14 protein-coding genes are annotated in these 17,965 nt (G+C 70.8%); all 14 read left to right on the top strand.

The features are described from left to right. Positions 1 to 161 precede the first annotated feature (161 nt). The 14 genes from CCS38_RS35375 (at position 162) to CCS38_RS23385 (ending at position 17,951) form a co-directional block, all read left to right on the top strand. Positions 162 to 3,392, top strand: a complete 3,231-nt coding sequence (locus tag CCS38_RS35375; protein WP_263302477.1) for an AfsR/SARP family transcriptional regulator — start codon at positions 162 to 164, stop codon at positions 3,390 to 3,392. A gap of 637 nt (positions 3,393 to 4,029) precedes the next feature. Further along, on the top strand, positions 4,030 to 4,806 hold the full coding sequence (locus CCS38_RS23325; RefSeq protein ID WP_223735265.1) for a PspA/IM30 family protein: 777 nt from the start codon (positions 4,030 to 4,032) through the stop codon (positions 4,804 to 4,806). Further along, positions 4,803 to 5,081 carry a PspA-associated protein PspAA gene (pspAA, locus tag CCS38_RS23330; protein WP_223735266.1) on the top strand — a complete coding sequence of 93 codons (279 nt, stop codon included), beginning with the start codon at positions 4,803 to 4,805 and terminating at the stop codon, positions 5,079 to 5,081. The genes CCS38_RS23325 and pspAA overlap by 4 nt, the downstream gene beginning before the upstream one ends. A 5-nt stretch (positions 5,082 to 5,086) precedes the next feature. Next, positions 5,087 to 5,764 carry a M48 family metalloprotease gene (locus tag CCS38_RS23335; protein WP_223735267.1) on the top strand — a complete coding sequence of 226 codons (678 nt, stop codon included), beginning with the start codon at positions 5,087 to 5,089 and terminating at the stop codon, positions 5,762 to 5,764. Positions 5,765 to 6,006: 242 nt separating this feature from the next. After that, a complete protein-coding gene (locus CCS38_RS23340) occupies positions 6,007 to 6,255 on the top strand; it encodes a DUF2933 domain-containing protein (RefSeq protein ID WP_223735268.1) in 249 nt (82 codons plus the stop codon). Between the two features lie 44 nt (positions 6,256 to 6,299). After that, positions 6,300 to 6,452 carry a hypothetical protein gene (locus tag CCS38_RS23345; protein ID WP_223735269.1) on the top strand — a complete coding sequence of 51 codons (153 nt, stop codon included), beginning with the start codon at positions 6,300 to 6,302 and terminating at the stop codon, positions 6,450 to 6,452. Further along, positions 6,449 to 7,180 carry an ABC transporter ATP-binding protein gene (locus CCS38_RS23350; RefSeq protein WP_223735270.1) on the top strand — a complete coding sequence of 244 codons (732 nt, stop codon included), beginning with the start codon at positions 6,449 to 6,451 and terminating at the stop codon, positions 7,178 to 7,180. Before CCS38_RS23345 ends, CCS38_RS23350 begins: the two co-directional genes overlap by 4 nt. After that, positions 7,177 to 8,697 (top strand): ABC transporter permease, encoded by a 1,521-nt coding sequence (locus tag CCS38_RS23355; RefSeq protein WP_223735271.1) that lies wholly within the window; start codon positions 7,177 to 7,179, stop codon positions 8,695 to 8,697. Before CCS38_RS23350 ends, CCS38_RS23355 begins: the two co-directional genes overlap by 4 nt. Positions 8,698 to 8,866: 169 nt before the next feature. After that, positions 8,867 to 10,390 (top strand): GMC family oxidoreductase, encoded by a 1,524-nt coding sequence (locus CCS38_RS23360; RefSeq protein WP_223735272.1) that lies wholly within the window; start codon positions 8,867 to 8,869, stop codon positions 10,388 to 10,390. Positions 10,391 to 10,576: 186 nt separating this feature from the next. After that, positions 10,577 to 11,623, top strand: coding sequence for a hypothetical protein (locus tag CCS38_RS23365; RefSeq protein WP_223735273.1), 1,047 nt, complete (start codon positions 10,577 to 10,579; stop codon positions 11,621 to 11,623). A gap of 14 nt (positions 11,624 to 11,637) precedes the next feature. Then, the gene (locus tag CCS38_RS23370) at positions 11,638 to 13,233 is read left to right on the top strand and encodes a CHAT domain-containing protein (RefSeq protein WP_223735274.1); all 1,596 of its coding nucleotides are present in this window, start codon (positions 11,638 to 11,640) and stop codon (positions 13,231 to 13,233) included. Next, complete coding sequence (locus CCS38_RS23375) at positions 13,230 to 15,965, top strand: tetratricopeptide repeat protein (RefSeq protein WP_223735275.1); 2,736 nt, start codon at positions 13,230 to 13,232, stop codon at positions 15,963 to 15,965. The genes CCS38_RS23370 and CCS38_RS23375 overlap by 4 nt, the downstream gene beginning before the upstream one ends. Beyond that, entirely contained in the window at positions 15,958 to 17,697 is a 1,740-nt protein-coding gene (locus CCS38_RS23380; RefSeq protein ID WP_223735276.1) for an FHIPEP family type III secretion protein, read from the top strand. The genes CCS38_RS23375 and CCS38_RS23380 overlap by 8 nt, the downstream gene beginning before the upstream one ends. Then, complete coding sequence (locus tag CCS38_RS23385; RefSeq protein ID WP_223735277.1) at positions 17,694 to 17,951, top strand: hypothetical protein; 258 nt, start codon at positions 17,694 to 17,696, stop codon at positions 17,949 to 17,951. Before CCS38_RS23380 ends, CCS38_RS23385 begins: the two co-directional genes overlap by 4 nt. The last annotated feature ends 14 nt before the right edge of the window (positions 17,952 to 17,965 follow it).

Below are 17,965 nucleotides of genomic sequence, written 5' to 3' on the forward strand. Positions count from 1 at the left end.
GCGGCCTTTGTCGTCCCCCACCGTACTCACGCTCGGTGGGCTTGGCGACGGGACAGTGCCCGCTGCCGGAAAGGCCGGAAGGTTATCCGACGCCGGTGGGTGTCCGCATGGCGCTGCGCAGATTAACTTGTGAGGGATTGCTCCGCGCGGGGGAGGCGGACATGAGCGATCACATGACACCCGGGGCATTGCGTTTTGAGGTGCTCGGTCCGTTGCGAGTGTGGCGGAACGAGGTGGAGCTGGAAGTCGGTCCAGTACAGCAGCGAGTGGTACTTGCGGTGCTGCTGTTGCATGCGAACCGGCCACTGCCGCGGGAGAAGCTCATCGACGCGGTGTGGGGAATGTCGGCACCGGGGCGTGCGGTGAATCTGGTGCAGCGGCACGCCGCCGGGCTGCGCCGGGCCCTGGAGCCCGACAGGCGGGCTCGCGGCCCGTCCCGGCTGTTGGCCTGGACCGAGGCCGGATACGTGCTGTCCGTACCGGCGGGCAGCCTGGACCTGGAGACCGCCACCGGACTGGTGCGGCGTGGGCGGGCCGCCAGGGCCGCCGAGGACTGGCCCGCGGCGGCTGAAGCGTTCCATGGTGCGCTTCGTCTGTGGCGGGGGCGGCTGTGCGAAGGACTGACCAGTCCGTTGCTGGATGCCGAACGGGAACGGCTCGAGGACTACCGGCTGGGAGTACTGGAGGAGCGCATCGAGGCCGATCTGGCCCTGGGCCGGCACACTTCCGTGGTCGCCGAGCTGGCCGGGCTGGTGCGCGAGCATCCCCTGCGGGAACGGCTGTGCGCACATTTCATGGTGGCCCTGTACCGGTCGGGGCGCCAGGCCGAGGCGCTCGCGGCCTACCGCAACGCCCGAGCGGTGCTGGCCGCGGAACTGGGCATCGATCCAAGTCCTGAACTGCGGTGTCTGGAACGGGCGGTGCTCACCGCCGACCCCACGCTGTTGCCGCCCGCCCCTCAGGAGTCCCGGCCGGTGCGGGTGCCCTGTCTGCTGCCCGGCGACATCGCCGGCTTCATCGGCCGTGCGCAGCAACTGGCGGAACTGGACAAGCTGACGGCCCCGGACCCGGCCTCGACGGCATCGGTCATCTGTCTGGTCTCGGGCACCCCGGGCGTGGGCAAGACGGCCCTGACGGTGCACTGGGCCCACGGTGTACGGCAGGCATTCCCCGATGGGCAGTTGTACGTCAACCTGCGGGGTTACGACCCCGAACAACCGATGACCGCCGGGGAGGCGCTGGCCCGTCTGCTCGCCGCCCTCGGGCTGCGGGGCCAGGAGATCCCCCTGGACGTGGCAGACCGTTCCGCCCGTTACCGCAGCGAACTCGCCGGGCGCCGCATGCTGGTCATCCTGGACAACGCCGCAGGCCCTGAGCAGGTCAGGCCCCTGCTGCCCGGCACTCCCACCTGCCCGACCATCGTGACCAGCCGCGACGCCCTGCCCGGCCTGGTGGCCCTGGACGGCGCCCACCGCCTTGACCTCGACCTGCTGCCCGCCGAGGACGCCCGCGCCCTGCTGCACCAACTGATCGGCCCCCGGGTGGAGAACGAACCGCAGGCCGCGGCCGTACTGGCAGAGCAGTGCAGGCGGCTGCCCCTGGCGCTGCGTCTCACCGCCGAACTCGTCACCGCCCACCCCCACCACAGCCTCGCCGAGCTGGCCTCCGAGCTGGCCGACCGGGAGCGGCAGCTGGACCTCCTCCAGGCCGACGAAGACCCCAGCACCGACGTGCGCGCCGTGTTCTCCTGGTCCTACCAGCGCCTGCCCGCCCAGGCCGCCCGAACCTTCCGTCTGTTGGCCCTGCATCCCGGCCCCGACTGCGACACCCACGCCGCCGCTGCCCTCATCCGCAACACTCCCGAGCGGGCCCACCTCCTGCTCGATCGGCTGGCCCGCGCCCACCTCATCCAGCCCACCGGCCCGCACCGGTACACCATGCACGAACTGCTGCGCGCCTACGCCGCGGAACTGGCCGCCACCACCGACCCGCCTGCCGCCCGGCACGCCGCGCTGACCCGCCTGTTCGATCACTACCTGGCCACCGCCGCCACCGCGACAGCCACCCTCCACTCGCACCGGGTGGACGAGCGCTCCCGGCCCGTCCATTCCCCGCCCGCCTCCCCTGCCCCGCCGATCGGCGATCCGGACGCGGCGCGGGCCTGGCTGGACGCCGAACGTGCCAATTTGGCCGCCGTCTGCGCCCGCGCTGCCGGCCGCGGCTGGGACAGCCACGCCGTGGACCTGGCCACCACACTGTTCCGCTACCTGGACACCGGTGGGCACTATGCCGACGGCCTGATCATCCATACCCATGCCCAGCACGCCGCCCGGCACAGCGGCGACCGCAACGGCGAAGCCTACGTGCTGACCTATCTGGGCTACGTCTACTGGCGGCAGGGCTGCTTCCGACGGGCCGTCGGCCATCTGAGTCAAGCCCTGGACCTCTTCCGGGAGACCGGCGACCGGGACGGCCAGGGATCCGCGCTGATCTACCTGGGGTTGGCCTACTGGCGGCAGGGCCATTACGAGCGAGCCGTCGACCGGTACCGCCGAGCAGCGGACCTCCTCCGACGGACCGGCAATCGGTACGGCCAGGCATACGCTCACATCTGCTTGGGCCTGGTCTACTGGCGGCAGGGCCACTGCGAGCGGGCGGCCGACCAACACCGCCAAGCCCTGGACCTCTTCGAGTATCTCGACGACCGGGACGGTCAGGGATATGCGCTGACCCACTTGGGTCTGGTCTACGGCCAGCAGGGCTGCTACCAGCAGGCCATCGACCGGCACCGCCAAGCCCTTGACCTCTTCCGATGGACCGGGAACCGGGACGGCCAGGCGTACACCCTGTCCCACCTGGGCCTGGTCCACAGCCAGCAGGGCTGTTACCACCGGGCCATCGAACAGCACCGCCAGGCATTGGACCTCTCCCGGCAGACCGGATACCGCGCTTGTGAAGTCGAGGCGCTCAACGGCCTGGGCGAGGCCCTGCGGGCGAGTGGCAAGGCGGCAGAGGCCCGCGCCTGGCACACCGACGCGCTGGACAAGGCTGTGGAGATCGGCGAGCGGTACGAGCAGGCCCGCGCCCACGAGGGCATCGCCGCTACCCACCACACGAACGGCGATCTCCACGCGGCCCGCCGTCACTGGGAAGACGCCCTGAGCCTCTACGCCGACCTCCGTCTTCCCGCCGCCGACACCGTCCGCGCCCAACTGGCCGCCCTCACCAACGACAACGCCGACAACGCCGACAACGCCGACAGCACCGTCAACACCGACCCGGCCAATTCTTCAGGGCAGACAGCTCCGTCGGTGCCCGACCCCGATCCACGGACCGTGCACCGTGCCCCGTGCGGTGAGGAAACCTGCGCCTTCGGGCCCTGCTCGCTGTAGCGGCCACTGCAGCGAGTCGTGCAACTCGGGCAGGAATCATGAGGTTCACAAGCCATCGCCGGGGCAGGCCGACGGCCCACCCCGGCAGGGTTCCCAGCGGAGGGCAAGGACAGCGAGGCACATCATGAACGACTCAATGAATCATTGGACCACTGCCAGGGTGGAGCCATTGGTCGGCAGGGACCTCCCGAGGGACTCTTCGCGGGAGGGGAACGAGGTCACGGCAGTCATTGGGTTGCCCGAGGACGGCAGGGGTACGAGGGGCCGTTCCGCTCCGGAACGAGGCATTGAGCCCCGGTGGCTGCCTGCGGGCGATCCGCGGTCGCTGCCGCGGCTGGACGCGGAGGCCGCAGGCCGGAACGCGGCGGGCGAGGACGTGCAGGTCGTCTACAGCGCACGCGGCGACAGGTTCATGATCGTTCCCCGGCCGAAGGCGGCGGCATGACCGGTATGACGAGAACTGTGTGAAAGCCGCGGCGGACCGCGTCGACTTACGCAGAGCCTGAACCCGACCGTAGGGCCCGATCGGCCCCAGGCCGGGCCACTGGTCCCTACTCCTCGTGGGCACCGTCGAGAGAGGATGGTTCTCGGCCCGAGTGTGCGGCCCGGGCGTCCCCGTCGAGAGGAGCTGGGGGCTATGACCAGCATCGCTCACCGCATGGCCGCCCTGTTCCGGATCAAGGCGAACAAGGCTCTGGACAAGGCCGAGGACCCGCGCGAAGTACTGGACTACTCCTATGCCCAGCAGCAGGAAATGCTGCTGAAGGTGCGGCGCGGTGTGGCGGACGTGGCCACCAGCCGCAAGCGTATCGACTTGCAGATCAACCAGCTCCAGCAGTCCAGCGGCAAGCTGGAGGAGCAGGCTCAGCAGGCGTTGGCCGCCGGTCGCGAGGACCTCGCCCGCGAAGCCCTGACCCGGCGCACCGCCGTGACCTCTCAGCTCACGGACCTCCGGACCCACCGGACATCGCTGCAGGCGGAGGAGGAGAAGCTCACCCTCGCCGCACAGCGCCTGCAGGCGAAGGTGGAGACCTTCCGTACGCACAAGGAGACCATCAAGGCCCGCTACACCGCCGCCGAAGCCCAGACCCGCATCGCCGAAGCCGTCACCGGCATCGGCGAGGAGCTGGGCGATGTCGGCATGGCGATGCGGCGCGCCCAGGACAGGACCGAGGAACTGCAGGCCCGCGCCGGCGCGCTGGACGAACTGCTCGCCTCCGGCGCGCTGGAGGACGCCACCCTCCCGGCCGGACGCGACGACATCCAGGCCGAACTCGAGCGCGTGACCGCGGGCCAGGACGTGGACCAGGAACTGGCCCGGATGAAGGCCCGGCTCCCGGCGCCCACCAGCCCGCCGGCCGTGGAGGGCCGGAACACCCCGCAGGGCCCGCCGGATCAGGAGGCGACATCATGATCATGCGGATTCTCGGCGAGGGGCAGTACGAGATCGCCGAAGAGCACCTCGACCGGCTCAACGAGCTGGACGTTCCGCTGCAGTCGGCTGCCGACGCGGGGGATGAAGCGGCGTTCGCCACCGCCCTGTCGGTCCTGCTGGACGTGGTGCGCAGCCTCGGCACGCCACTTCCGGACGAGACGGTCGTTTCGTCCGACCTGGTGCTGCCAGGTGCGGACACCAGCCTCCACGAGGTGCGGGACCTGCTCTCCGGCGAGGGCCTGATTCCGGGGTGACGACGATGCGCAGCCGCTTTGCGCCCGACCGGCAGCTGACCACTCGCATGGTGCTCACGATGTTCCTGCTCGGGCTGGTGTACGTGGCGTTCATCGCCGCGCTGATCGTGCTGCTCAAGTCCGTCGTCCTGGTCGTCGTCATCGCCGCCGGACTGCTCGGTGTCCAGTACTGGTACTCCGACCGGATCGCGCTGTACGCCATGCACGGCCGCCTGGTCACCCGCGAGGAACAGCCCCAGCTGCACGGCGTCATCGACAGGCTGTGCGCCACCGCCGACATGCCCGAACCCCGGGTGGCCCAGCTGTTCGGCGGACGCAACCGCGACCAGAACACCGCCGCTCTGCTCGCCATTGTCATGGCGGTCTCCGCCCTGGTCTACGTCATCAGCTTCCTGCTCATCCGGGCGCTGTCCCGCTACCGGGAGCTGGCGGCCGACCGTGCCGGAGCCATGCTCACCGGACGCCCCTCCGCCCTGGCCTCGGCACTGACCAAAGTCAGCGGCGACGTCGCCCGCATTCCCACCCGGGACCTGCGCACCGCCCAGGCGTTCAACGCGTTCTTCTTCACCCCCGCTCTCGGGACCGGCACCACGATGGCCAACCTGTTCTCCACCCACCCCAGCCTGGAACGCCGCCTGGAGGCGCTCGCCGAGCTCTCCGTACGGCTGGGCGGGACGGCATGACCGCAGATCCGCAAGAAGTACGGACGCGGCTACCCGTACCAGGCAGGGTCTGACCGGCCCTGCCGTCCGGGACCAGTGGACCCTGTGTCCCGGACCAGGGCGGGAAGACTCTGGAAGCAACAAGAGAACCGGTGCGCCGGTGGCGAGCTCGACGAGGAGGAGTGCCGGCGACGCCTGACCGCCCTGCGCTCCTCCGGCGTGTTCACCGCATGCTGACGCCCGCCCCAGATGGAGGACCGGCCATGAAGAACAACCGGAATTACGGTCTGTACGCGGTCGCCCTCGCCATTGCTTTCGTGGGCGCACTGGCGCTCGGCGTGCCCGTGAGCACCCTGGCCCTGCTCGCCCTCGTCGCAGCCTGCCCGCTGATGATGTTCTTCATGATGCGCGGCATGCACGGCGGCCACGGTGCAGGGGGCCGGCACACGGACCAGCCCGATCCGCTGCGCAAGCACGACCACGACCAGCACCGCGGATCCGGCCGGCGCTGACCGTCCGGCCCAGCCACGAGCCGTGAAGCCCCGAGGAGCGCGTGATGGCTGATGCCGCATACGGCCTGTGGCCGCTGGCGGTGCTCAACACGCCGCTGATCATCCCCCTGCTGGGCAGCCGGCTCGGTAACCAGTTTTCCCGCTGCTCCAAGACGCCTACGCCGGCGGCGGTGCCCTGGGCCGGGTTCCGGCCGTGAACGGCCGGAACCCGCCGGAAGGAGAGGCCAGCCGCCCCAGGCAGGCAAATGCGGCGCACCGCACCGCGTCCGAACCGGCGCGGGCACCCGCCGACCACGCGGTGCTGGAGGCGATCGGGATCGAGAAGAGCTACCGGCGCGGTCCGTGGCCGACTCGGCACCGGGTCCCGGTGCTGCGCGGGGTGGACCTCGCGCTGGCTCCCGGCGAAGTGGTCGGCATCGTGGGCGAGAACGGTTCCGGCAAGAGCACCCTGATGAAGATCCTGGTCGGGGCGCTGGCCGCCGACGCCGGCACGGTGACCCGCACGGGGCGCCTGGGCTACTGTCCGCAGGAGCCGGTCGTCTACGAACGCCTCACCTGTGACGAGCATTTCGAGCTGTTCGGCCGCGCGTACGCCATGAGCAGCGAGGCGGAGCGGCGCTCGCGCCGGGAGATCTACGCGGCCCTCGGCTTCGCACGCTACGCGGGCACCCGTGCGGACCAGCTGTCCGGGGGGACCCTGAGCAAGCTGAACCTGGGCCTGGCGCTGCTCGCGGACCCGGAAGTACTGCTGTTGGACGAGCCTTACGCCGGCTTCGACTTCGACACCTACCTCAAATTCTGGGACCTGGTCGGCGAGCGCCGCCGGGCGGGGCGCTCGGTCCTGATCATCAGTCACTTCGTGACGGACCAGGAGCGATTCGACCGCATTGTGGAACTGCGGGACGGACGGGCGGTGCCCCGATGACGGCCCTGCCGTTCGCCCGCCGGTTCCTCGCCGAGGCCGCCCGGACCCCGGTGAATCTGTTGGTGCTCGTTCTGGTGCCGGTGGTGTTCGTGGTGGTGGCGGCGGGGCCGCTGGCGGACGCTGCCGCGCTGCTCGGCGGCTCCGGCGGGCCCGCGGTGCAGATCGTCACCGCCGGTTGGGCCGCGGGTTTCATCGCCGCGATCGCCATGTACTTCCAGACGCGCGCCGCCCGCGCCGCCGACCGCCGGCTGATCCTGGCCGGGCTGGCCCCTTACCGCCTGGCGGCCGCCCGCATGGCCACCGGCCTGGCCCTGGCGCTGCTGGCCACGGCTGCGGCCCTGCTGGCCCTTCAGCTGAGGACCGGACTCGGTGACGACCCGCAGCGGGTGCCGGCCGGAACACTGATGTACGCGCTGATCTACCTGGCGATCGGAGCGCTGATCGGCGCAACGGTGGCCAGTCCGGTCAACGGGACCGTGCTGGTGTTGTTCGTATGGATCCTCGACGTCTTTTTCGGGCCCGTGATGGGTGCGGTGGACCGGGCGGTGACCCGGGTGCTGCCGACGCATTTCGTGACGCTGTGGATGGTGGATGCGCCCTCCGGCCACGGCGGGCGGATCGGTGATCTGGGCTGGGCGCTGGCCTGGGCCGCCGCAGCGGCCGCGGTCAGCTGGACGGTGATCACCAGCGCCGGCCGTGTCGTCCGGCCCCGCCGCCCCGCCAGGCACGGCTCGGCCACCGCCCAACTGGCCGCGGGGGTGCGGGCGGGGCTGCGGGAGGCGGGCCGCAACCGGGTGTTGTGGGCACTGCTCATCGCGGTGCCGACGGTCTTCATCCTGCTGGCCGTGGCCACCACCCCCGAGGAGCCCACACAGCTGACCGTACGCGAAAGCGGCCGCACCACCGTCCAGCAGGCATGGCTCCCCGACATCCACGGCGGCACCATGGCCCCGATCGCCATCGCGTCCCTGGCCACGCTCGCCGGACTGTTCACCATCCTCGACGCCCGCGCGGGTGACCGGCGTCTTGCCCTCGCCGGGTTCCGCCCCGCCGGCCTGCTCGCCTCCCGCCTGACCGTGGTGGCCCTCGGCGCGCTACTGGCCACCGTCGCCTCCCTCGCGGTGACCGCCACGGTCTTCGAGGCCCGCCAATGGGGCCTCTACATTGCCGCGAGCATCCTGATCGCCCTCACCTACGGCCTCGTCGGTGTCCTGCTCGGCCCGCTGTTCGGCCGCGTCGGCGGGGTGCTCATCGCCTTCCTGGTGCCCTTCATCGACCTGGGCATCGGACAGAGCCCCATGCTGCGCCCCGACCCACCCGGCTGGGCGCACGCCCTGCCCGGTTACGGCGCCACGCGTGTCGTCATCGACGCCGCGGTCACCCCGGGATTCGACGAAACCGGCCCCCTGCTGATCGCTCTCGCCTGGCTGACCGGTCTCACCCTGGCCGCCGCCGGCCTTTTCCGTCATGCCATTGCATCCACCGCAGCCGGGCGCGCAGGAGGCGGGCCACGCTGAGGCGGCAGTGGGAATGTCCCGGTGGCCGCGGGCGGGCTCTTCGAGGAAGCCGTCGAGCGAGCCATGGTGTGGGCCTTGAAACTGTCCATGCGCTCATCGGCGAGACGCATGATGCCCAGCGCTTCTACTGTTTCCCGCAGTGGTAACGACGTTGTGGGAGGGGATCGTCATGCTGGAGTCGCGTGTTGAGCACGATTTTGTGGTGGTGGGGGCCGGGTCGGCCGGTAGCGTGATTGTCCGGCGTTTGCTGGATGCGGGGCACTCGGTTCACGTTCTGGAGGCCGGACCGGTCGACGATGATGAGCGGGTGCACAGCCCGCAGGGTTGGCCGCTGTTGCTGCAATCGCCGTTGGACTGGGCCGCCATGACGGTGCCTCAGAGGCATGCCGGCGACCGGTCGCTGTTCTGGCCGCGAGGCAAGGTGCTGGGCGGGTCGAGTTCGCTCAACGGGATGATTTATATACGCGGGCATCGCAGCGACTACGATGCGTGGGCCTATGAGGGGTGCACCGGCTGGGACTGGGACAGTGTGCTGCCGCTGTTCAAGCGGTCGGAGGACCATGTCGACGGTGAGAGCGCGTGGCACGGCAAGGGGGGCCCGCTGCCCGTCAGCAGGATCACCGAACCGCATCCGACCGCAACCGCGTTCGTGGAGGCCGCCGTTGCCCTCGGGCATGAGCGGACGGACGACTTCAATGGTGACGACATGGTGGGCGTTGGTTTCAACCACGCGACCATTCGTGACGGGCGCCGGATGAGCGCCTGGCAGAGCTTCGTCGTTCCGGTGCGGGACAACCCGTCCCTGACCGTGACCACCGGTGCCCGCGTGCACCGGGTGCTGCTCGAAGACGGCCGGGCGGTCGGAGTGGAGTACGCCGCGGAGGGACGCCTGCACCGCGCCCATGCCGCTGCCGAGGTGGTACTCAGCGGCGGGGTCATCGGTTCGGCGCAGGCTCTGCTGCTGTCCGGTATCGGCCCGGCCGCGCACCTGCGCGAGGTCGGCGTCGACATCGCCGTGGATCTGCCGGGCGTCGGGGAGAACCTGCACGACCATCTGCTCGTCAGCAACGTGTACGAGGCGTCCCGTCCGCTGCCGCCCGGCAAGGCGAACCTGCTCGAAAGCCAGCTCTTCACCTCCACCGACCCGCGCCGCCCCGGCCCCGACCTGCAGCCGCTGTTCCTGCACCTGGTCTACTCCGCCGAGTCGTACCCCGTGCCGGAGCACGGCTACACCATCGCCCCCGGCATCGTCAGGCCGCTGTCCCGCGGCACGCTGCGGCTCGCCTCGGCCGACCCGGAGGCCGCGCCGCTGCTGGACCCGAATGTCCTCGCCGAGCGGTACGACCTCGAAGCGCTGGTCGACGCTGTGGAGCTGTGCCGGGAGATCGGCGGCCAGCGCGCCTTCGACGCCTGGCGCAAGGCGGAAGTGGCTCCGGGGCCCGAGGCCCGCACACGGGACGATCTGCGGGAGTACGTACGGCGCGCGGTCGGTACCTATCACCATCAGGTCGGCACGTGCAGGATGGGGCGGGACAATCTCGCGGTGGTGGATCCCGAGTTGCGCGTTCGCGGCGTTCAGGGGCTCCGTGTGGCGGATGCGTCGATCATGCCGTCCGTTCCCTCCGGCAACACCAACGCCCCGTCGATCATGATCGGGGAGAAGGCTTCCGAGTTGCTCATCGCCGGTGCGTGATGCCGCCTCCTGGCGTCGATTCGTGACGCCGCTGGCTGAGACATGGGCCCTGGGTTTCCTTAAGCATGGGCCTTGGCTTGTCGGGGTCTTGACCGCAGCGGGCGGAGCTCTCCCTGTTCCTGGGTGGCGGGGCTAAAGTTTGTACAAGGCGCCGCCTTCCAGGGGGAGGAGAGGGGGTGGTGCGGCATGAGTGTTGCGGACAGTCTTGGTGCGCTGCGGGTTGCTGTGCGGGATCTGGTGCGTGCGCCGGCGCGGCCGCCGTTGTGGACGCGTATTGATCCCGCGCGGGTGGACCGGCCGCACGAGCCCGGGCCGCTCGACCCCGGACGGGACTACTTCGAGGTGCGGATCAATCATCTGCACCTCGCCCACGGACGGAAGTGGTTCAGTCAGTTCACGCCGGTGGTGTTCGTCGCCGTCGAGTTCGTGCACGACGGTGCTCAGGCCGTCGTGCCCGCCATGGTCGGTCCGGGGCTCATCCAGCGGCACGGCGTGGAGACACCGCAGGGGCTCGTGGTCGCCAACACCCGTGTCGCCGGGCCGCAGCCCACGCCGCCCGGTGGCCTCGCGCTCTCCGTCGTGCTGTACCGGCTGCAGACCGGTGACACCGCCCAGCCGTTCCTCGACGTACTGCAGGGCGCCGCCGGGTCCCTCGACCTGGCGGCCGGGCTCGCTCCGTACACCGCGCTGGCCAAGGTCGTCGTCGGCGGGGTGAACGCGTTGGTGGGCGGCGACCAGCCGGTGCTCGCCCGGCGGGACGAGTTCGAACCGGGCCTGCGCCCCGCGCACTACGCGCTGATCGATCCCGGAGACGGCGTCGACCCGGCCGGTCTGCACGTCAAGGACGGGGAGCTCACTCAGCGCGTGAACGGTCGGCTGGTGCCGCTGCGCGATGTGGACTACGTCCTCTACAGCGTGGCGCGGGTGCGACCGGAGGACGTGGATGTCACCCGGCTCCCGTTGTTCCGGGTGTGGCAGGACGTCGTGCAGCAGGCGACGGAGGCGGTCACCGACGAACGGTGGCTCGGGACCAAGGCCGCCATGGCCACGCTCACCGGTCTGCTGTACTCCAGCCCCGACCTGACCTGGGAGCACGCCGAATTGCTGCAGGAGCGGTGGACCGGGGTCATGCTGGACCTGCGTGAGCAGGCCCTCCGTCTCGCAACCCTCTCCGATAGCCGGACCGCGCCGGACCGGGCCCGTTCCCGGGCCCTCGCGGTGCTGGATCTGTAGGCAGGCGGCGCGCCATGGTCACCTCCACGCTCACGATCCTCGACGACACCTACGGCGAGTTCGAGGACGACGTCTATTACCGGCGTGACGCGAACAAGCACGTACGCGGCCGGCTCGGCGGAGGCTGGCTGCTGCACGACACCGTGAAGGCGCTGAACCGGCTGGTCGCCGGCTGCGAACACTGCAAGCGCAGTGAACTCAAGCTGCTCGGCCGGTGCCTGTACGCCATCGCCTTCGGGACGGACGACCAGGACCCGCAGGGCGGCGCTCCGGTGCTGCGCCGGGCCTTCGAGGACGCCTACGCGCTGTACAAGAAGAACCCGGAGCTGATGACAGGCGTCTTCCGGCTGCGCCTGGACATCCGTCGCGAGGCACAGGAACTGGGCCGCTACCCCTGGGAGTTCCTCTTCATGCCCCGCCCGGAAGGCGACGGCTTCTTCCTCGCCGGTGAACAGACCGAACTGGTACTGAGCAGATACGTACGCAATGAGGACGTGGCGTGGCCGGAGGCGGACGACGGTCCGCTGCGGATTCTCGTTGTGCTCTCCCGCCCCAGCTCCCCGGGGCTGGCCCAGGTCCGGGCGGACACCCTGATCAGGGCAGTCGAGGAGCTACGCTCCGTCGACACCACGGTGGACGTCCTGGAGTCCCCGACACGCGACCAGCTACGCAACGAGATCCTCCAACGGCCCACTCACATCCTTCATTTCATCGGGCACGGCCGGGGAGGCGCACACGGCCGGGTGAGCGCGCTCGCCCTCAAGAAGGATGAGCGGGAACTGCGGACCGCCCGTGCCCTCGCCGAAGCCCGCCGCGCCAAGGGCGACGACCTCGCGGAGCAAGTGGACGAGGCGGACTGGGCGGACAGTGTGTCCATCTGCAACCTGCTGCGCTCCGGGCTGGACGGTCCGCCGGGACCTTCCGGCGCGTCTCCCCGCGGCCGGCTGATCTTCCTGCACGCCTGCGAGGGCGACAGCCCCGACATCACCGAGGACTCGCTGCGCGGATTCAGCAGCATCGCCCGCGACCTCGCCGACCGCGAGCGGGTCGCCGCCGTGGTGGCGATGCAGTACGTCATCAGCATCGACGACGCCGAGCGGTTCGCCGTCCACTTCTACTCCTGGCTGCGGGCCGGCTACCTCCTGGACGAGGCCGTGAGCCGGGCCCGGTGCGAGCTCGGCACAACACCCGGTTTCGGTCGGCAGTCATGGGACCACCGCTGCTTCGGCACTCCGGTGATCTATGTCCGCGAGGCATCGGCCTTCCGCCGCTACGCCGAGATGTGGCGGAAGGCCGGGAACGAAGGCCAGGGTGCGGCGCGGCAGCCGGGGCCCGAGGGCAAGAAGTTCTGCCCGAACACCAGCTGCCAGGGCCTCATCATCCCGGGCCAGGAACGGTGCCGTGCGTGCAACTCGCAGCTCATGGACTGCCCCGAGCCCGGCTGCACAGGGCTGGTCATGACCGCACCCGGCTCACAGTGCACCATGTGCAGGTACAAGGTCGCCTCCCGGGAGGAACGCACGGTCAGCGACGGACACGAACAGGACGCCGCATCTGCGCGGCGACGTGCGCGGACAGCACCGAGGCCGAACACCCGGATCCGGTCATGACCGTCACACTGCGCACCATCCGGGCCGACGCCTTCCGCGACGCCGCCCTCCGCGACGCGGACATGCACCAGGCCGTCAAGGCCCTGGAACCGCTGCGTGACACCCCCGCCGGCCGTACCGAGTTGTACCGGATACTGGAGCAACTGGACGCCTGTGCCGCGGAGTCGGTCGGCCAGCCGTTGCTGCCGGTGCTCGACGCGGTACGCCACCGGGTCGTCAAAGTGCTGTGCGAGACCGCGGCCTCCTGTGTGCACACCGCGCTGGAACAGGGGCCGGAAGCCGCACTGCAGGAGTGGCTGCACTGCTACGCGGAGGCGCTGATGAGCTTCCGGGAGCCGGTGAGCCGCCATCTGCTCGACGCGGGGCTGCCCGATGCCGTGCGGGACCGGCTGCGGATGCCGGAGCTGGAGCGGTGGACCGACGCCGCCTACGAGCAGCGGTGGGTGCGGGTCCGGCCGCTGCTGGACCACCTGCTCGACGCGGCGCAGTACCCCACCCGTATCCAGGTCGAGCTGCTGGCCATGGCCGGCGAGCTGGCGCTGTACCTGCAAGGGGACCGGGAGCGGGCCGCATACTGCTTCGACACCGCCGTGCGGGTGGGCCCCGAGGAGCCACGGGCCTGGGAGGGCGTGGGAGAACGGCTGCAGGCGGAAGGGGACAACAGGGGCGCCAAGAGGGCGTTCCAGCGCGCCGTCGACGTGTGTCCGGAACGCAGCAACGGACACTACCGGCTCGGTCAACTCGCGGAGGAGAGCGAGGAGTTCGAGGTCGCCGAGGAGCATTACCTGCGCGCCGTCGAGAAAGTGCCGTACGAATCGGAGAACTACCGGTCGCTGATCACCCTCTACGGCCAGCCCGCGCTGTACGAGCACCGCAAGGGCCGGATCGAGTCGCTCGCCGCACAGGCCGACACGGCGGAGCCCGCCTTCCGGTACGACACCCTGGTCGCGCTCGGCAGGGTGTACGCGGCCAACGGTGAATTCGAGCGGGCCCGGCGGGAGCTGCGCGCGGCGATCCTGCTCCGCCCGGAGCGGTACAACGCCCGTGAGGAGCTCGCCGATGTGTACCGCATGGAGCAGGACCTGGACCGTGCCGAGCGGGAGTGCCGCTGGGTGCTGCGGCAGGAGCCGGAGTACTGGCCCGTCGTCTACCTGCTCGCGAGGGTCTGTGAGGACCGGCAGGACTGGGACCACGCCATAGAGTTCTACGAGCAGGCCCTGGCCTATCATCCGCCGCGGCTGGAGCCGTACCTCTACGGCGGCATCGCGATGGCCCATTGCGGCGCCGGCCGGCACGTGCGGGCGGGTGCCACCGCTCTGGAGGGCCTGCGGTCGTACCCGGACAGCGCCTATCTGGTGCAAGTGGTGGAGGACATCGCCGGGCAGACCCTGGAAGCGGAGGGGGAAGCGGCCGCCGAACGGCTGCTGCGCGGCGTCCGTGACATCAAGGGGACGGACTACGAGGCGCAGTACCAGCACAGCCGGGTGCGGCTGTACTGGGACGGACCCCACTGGGACCGGGCGCGCGCGGCACTGGAGCAGGCGTACGCGCGGGACAAGGACGACGCCTTGTACCGGGAGCAGCTGGGCTCGCTGCTGAACCGGAAGGCGAACCGGCTCTTCGAGGCGGCCCGGTTCACCGAAGCCATCGACGACTACCGTGTGGCGCTGGAGCAGCTGCCCGACGACGACGTGATCCACGCCAATCTGGCACTCGCCCTGGAGCGGGGGATGCAGCCGGGCGGGCGGGCGGCCGCGCTGCACGAGGCCGTCGCCGCCATCACCCGGGCCGGCGAGCTGTCCGACGACCCGGAGTACAAGGTGCGCCGCTCCAAGCTGGAGTGGCTGGAGGACCTCGTACGGCGGTACGGCGAACTCGTCGCGACGCCCGCGACGGGCGCCCCGGTCCGCATCGCCGTCGCGTCCGACCTGGTGCCGCAGGTCAACCCGGCGGAGGGGGAGCGCGGCCGCAGATTCATCTCCGAGGACGTGCCCGCCGCCCGCGAGCGGATACGGGAAGCGACGGGTTTTCCCGTGCCCGGCTTCCGTTTCCGGGACGATGCGTCCCTGGCGCCCGGCGGTTTCACGGTCAGCGTCCAGGAGGCCGAGGTGGCGCGGGGCACGGCCGAGGACGCGGTCTCGCTGCTGCGGCAGGTGTGCGCCGTCGTGCGGCAGCACGCCTGGCGGCTGCTGGGGTACGACGAGGCCGAGTGGTGGCTGGACGACGTCGCGCCCGGACGTCCGTCCCGGGACCGCCGGGGCCGGCGGATGGGCGCCACCCGGGTCCTGCGGGCGCTCGCCAGGGACGGCATGCCGCTGACTCCCGAGGTGGCGCAGGTACTGGCGGACAGCCGGGAGCTGGAGACGGCGCCGGCGCGGACCGTGCGCCAGGTGCGGACAGCGTTGCGCAACACCCTGCCGGGGAACGCCGCCATCGCCCGGGTGCCGGTGCCGGAGTGGCTGGAGGCGTCCGGGCCGCTGCCACTCGTCCCGGCGGACGAGCACCGGCTCGCCACGGAACTGTGCGACGCCCTCGACGGCGAGGACGCTCTTGACGGCGAGGACGCTCTCGACGGCGGCGACGTCCTCGACCGTGACGGCCGGATCGCCTTCCTCACCTCGGACCCGGAGCTGCGCCCCTGGCTGCAACGGTTCACCGAGGGGGCCATCGGCCCTGGTCAGGACCGGTGCGCGGGTGTGCTGGACACCGGCGAAGGGGCGCGCGATGAATGACTCGAATGACTCCGTCGTCTGTCCCGTCAGGGTGTCGGTACGCGGGCCGCTGGCCGCATTGCTGGGTACCGGACCCGCCAGGAAGCGGTGCTCCGGCGAGGTCGCCGCTCGGCTGGATCAGGTACTCGTGGATCTGGGCGTACCAGGGAGGACGGAGGTACTGGTCAGCCTGGTACCCGAGGAGTCGGCGTCCGATCCCGCTCCGGAGGACTGGATCCGGCTGCACGTGCGCGAGGAGCGCTGCCGTTACCCGGCCGAGCTCCTCGCCCGGCTGGCCGCCGCGCCGGACGGCCGGCAGCCCGAGAGCGTGTATCCGCCGCTGCCGGACGGGTGGCCGCGGTACGGCGGTGCTGCGCCGGAGGAACGCGCTGCCGCGCTGGTGGCGGCGGTGTGCGCCGAGGCGGTGAAGCTCCGGCCCGCCGTCCTGCTCGGTCCGCAGCAGCTCACGCGCATCGGTGCACGGTACCCATTGGCCGCTGCCGCCTCGCCGGACGGCTTGGCCGGCGTCCTGTCGGTGCTGCTGGACCACGGCATCAACATCGACGAGTTGCCCTCGCTCGGGGGAGCCCCGGGAGAATCCCGGCAGCCCGGCCCGACGCCCGTCGTCGAGTCGCTGCTGTCCAAGCTGTCCGCCCGTTTCGTGGACGTGCTGGTCCCGGAGGAGATCGCTCCGCTGCTGGGAACGGGGGATGTGGGCGACGATGCCGACCTGCTGGGCCGGGTGGCCGTCGAGATGTTCGAAGAACATGGACTGCTGACCCCGTCGATACGGGTGGTACCACCGGACGGCATCCCGGCCGGGTGCTTCGCGTTCCGGCTGAACTCTCTGGTGACGGCGCCGTACGCGATCCTCGGTACGGACGAGGTCCTGGTGAACGACACCCCTGAAGGCATTGCCCACTTGGGAGTTGAGGCCCGCCCGGCGGTGAATCCCGCCACCGGATTCCCCGGAGCGCTGGCTCCGGCCGCGGCCTCCCGGCAGTTGTCGGAAAGCGGGTGGGCCACGTGGACGGCGGCGGAGCACATCGCGCTCTGCCTGGTGCAGGAGCTGCGCAGCCGGGCCGGTCTGCTGGTCCACCGGAACAAGGTGCAGGCCCAGCTCGATGTGCTGGAAGACATGCTGCCCGCCCTTGTGGGCGCGGCGCGGACCCGTGTCGATGCCGGCGAACTGGCGGCGCTGCTGCGGTCGTTGGCGGCCGACGGCGTCTCGCTGCGAGATCTGTCGCCACTGCTGGAGCGGATCATCGACGCCGGCTATGTGGCGCCACGGCCCGACTCCGACCGCTTCCTGCTGCTGGACGATCCGGTCACCGCGGCCCGTACGGGTGTGGCGACAGGCCCCGGCGACCCCGCGTGGCTGGAGGCGTTCGTCCGTACCGGGCTGCGGTCGCAGATCGCCGCCCGGCACTCGGGAGGCCGGAACGCCCTCCCGGTCTGCCTTCTGGACCCGGAAATCGACCAGTTGTTGCGCCGGTATTCCGGTGCGGACCGCGGCGACCGCGAGGAGACGGAGGACCGGGTGATCGAGGCAGTACGGGCCGAGCGCGCACTGCTGTCGCCGGCGGTACACGGACCGGTGCTGCTGGTCGACGACGACATCCGCCCGGTGCTGCGGCGGATGCTGGCCTGCGTACTGCCACGGACGGGAATCGTGGGGTACGGGGACCTGCCGCCGGACTTCAACATCTGGTGCGTGAGCCGTATCCAGCTCGCCGAACGGGAGCCGGCATGAGCACGGAAGCGAGTACCGAAGGCACCACCGAGCCGCGACCGGGCTGGTACGGCCGTTGCCCGTGCGGGGGCGTCTACGAGGAGCACCTGTTGGAGGTACAGGTCGTCGACCCGCAGGGCACCGAACATCTGCTGACGAAGGTGCCACAGGGCCGCTGCGCCACATGTGCCATGCGCGTGTACAAGCTGGCTGTCCTGCAGCGGATCGAGGGCGTGTGCAAGGGCGTGCACCTGCGCCGGCGGCCGGGTGGCTGACGAGGCCGATGCGG

The sequence above is a fragment of the Streptomyces purpurogeneiscleroticus genome, assembly GCF_020024005.1.
Classification (GTDB): domain Bacteria; phylum Actinomycetota; class Actinomycetes; order Streptomycetales; family Streptomycetaceae; genus Streptomyces; species Streptomyces purpurogeneiscleroticus.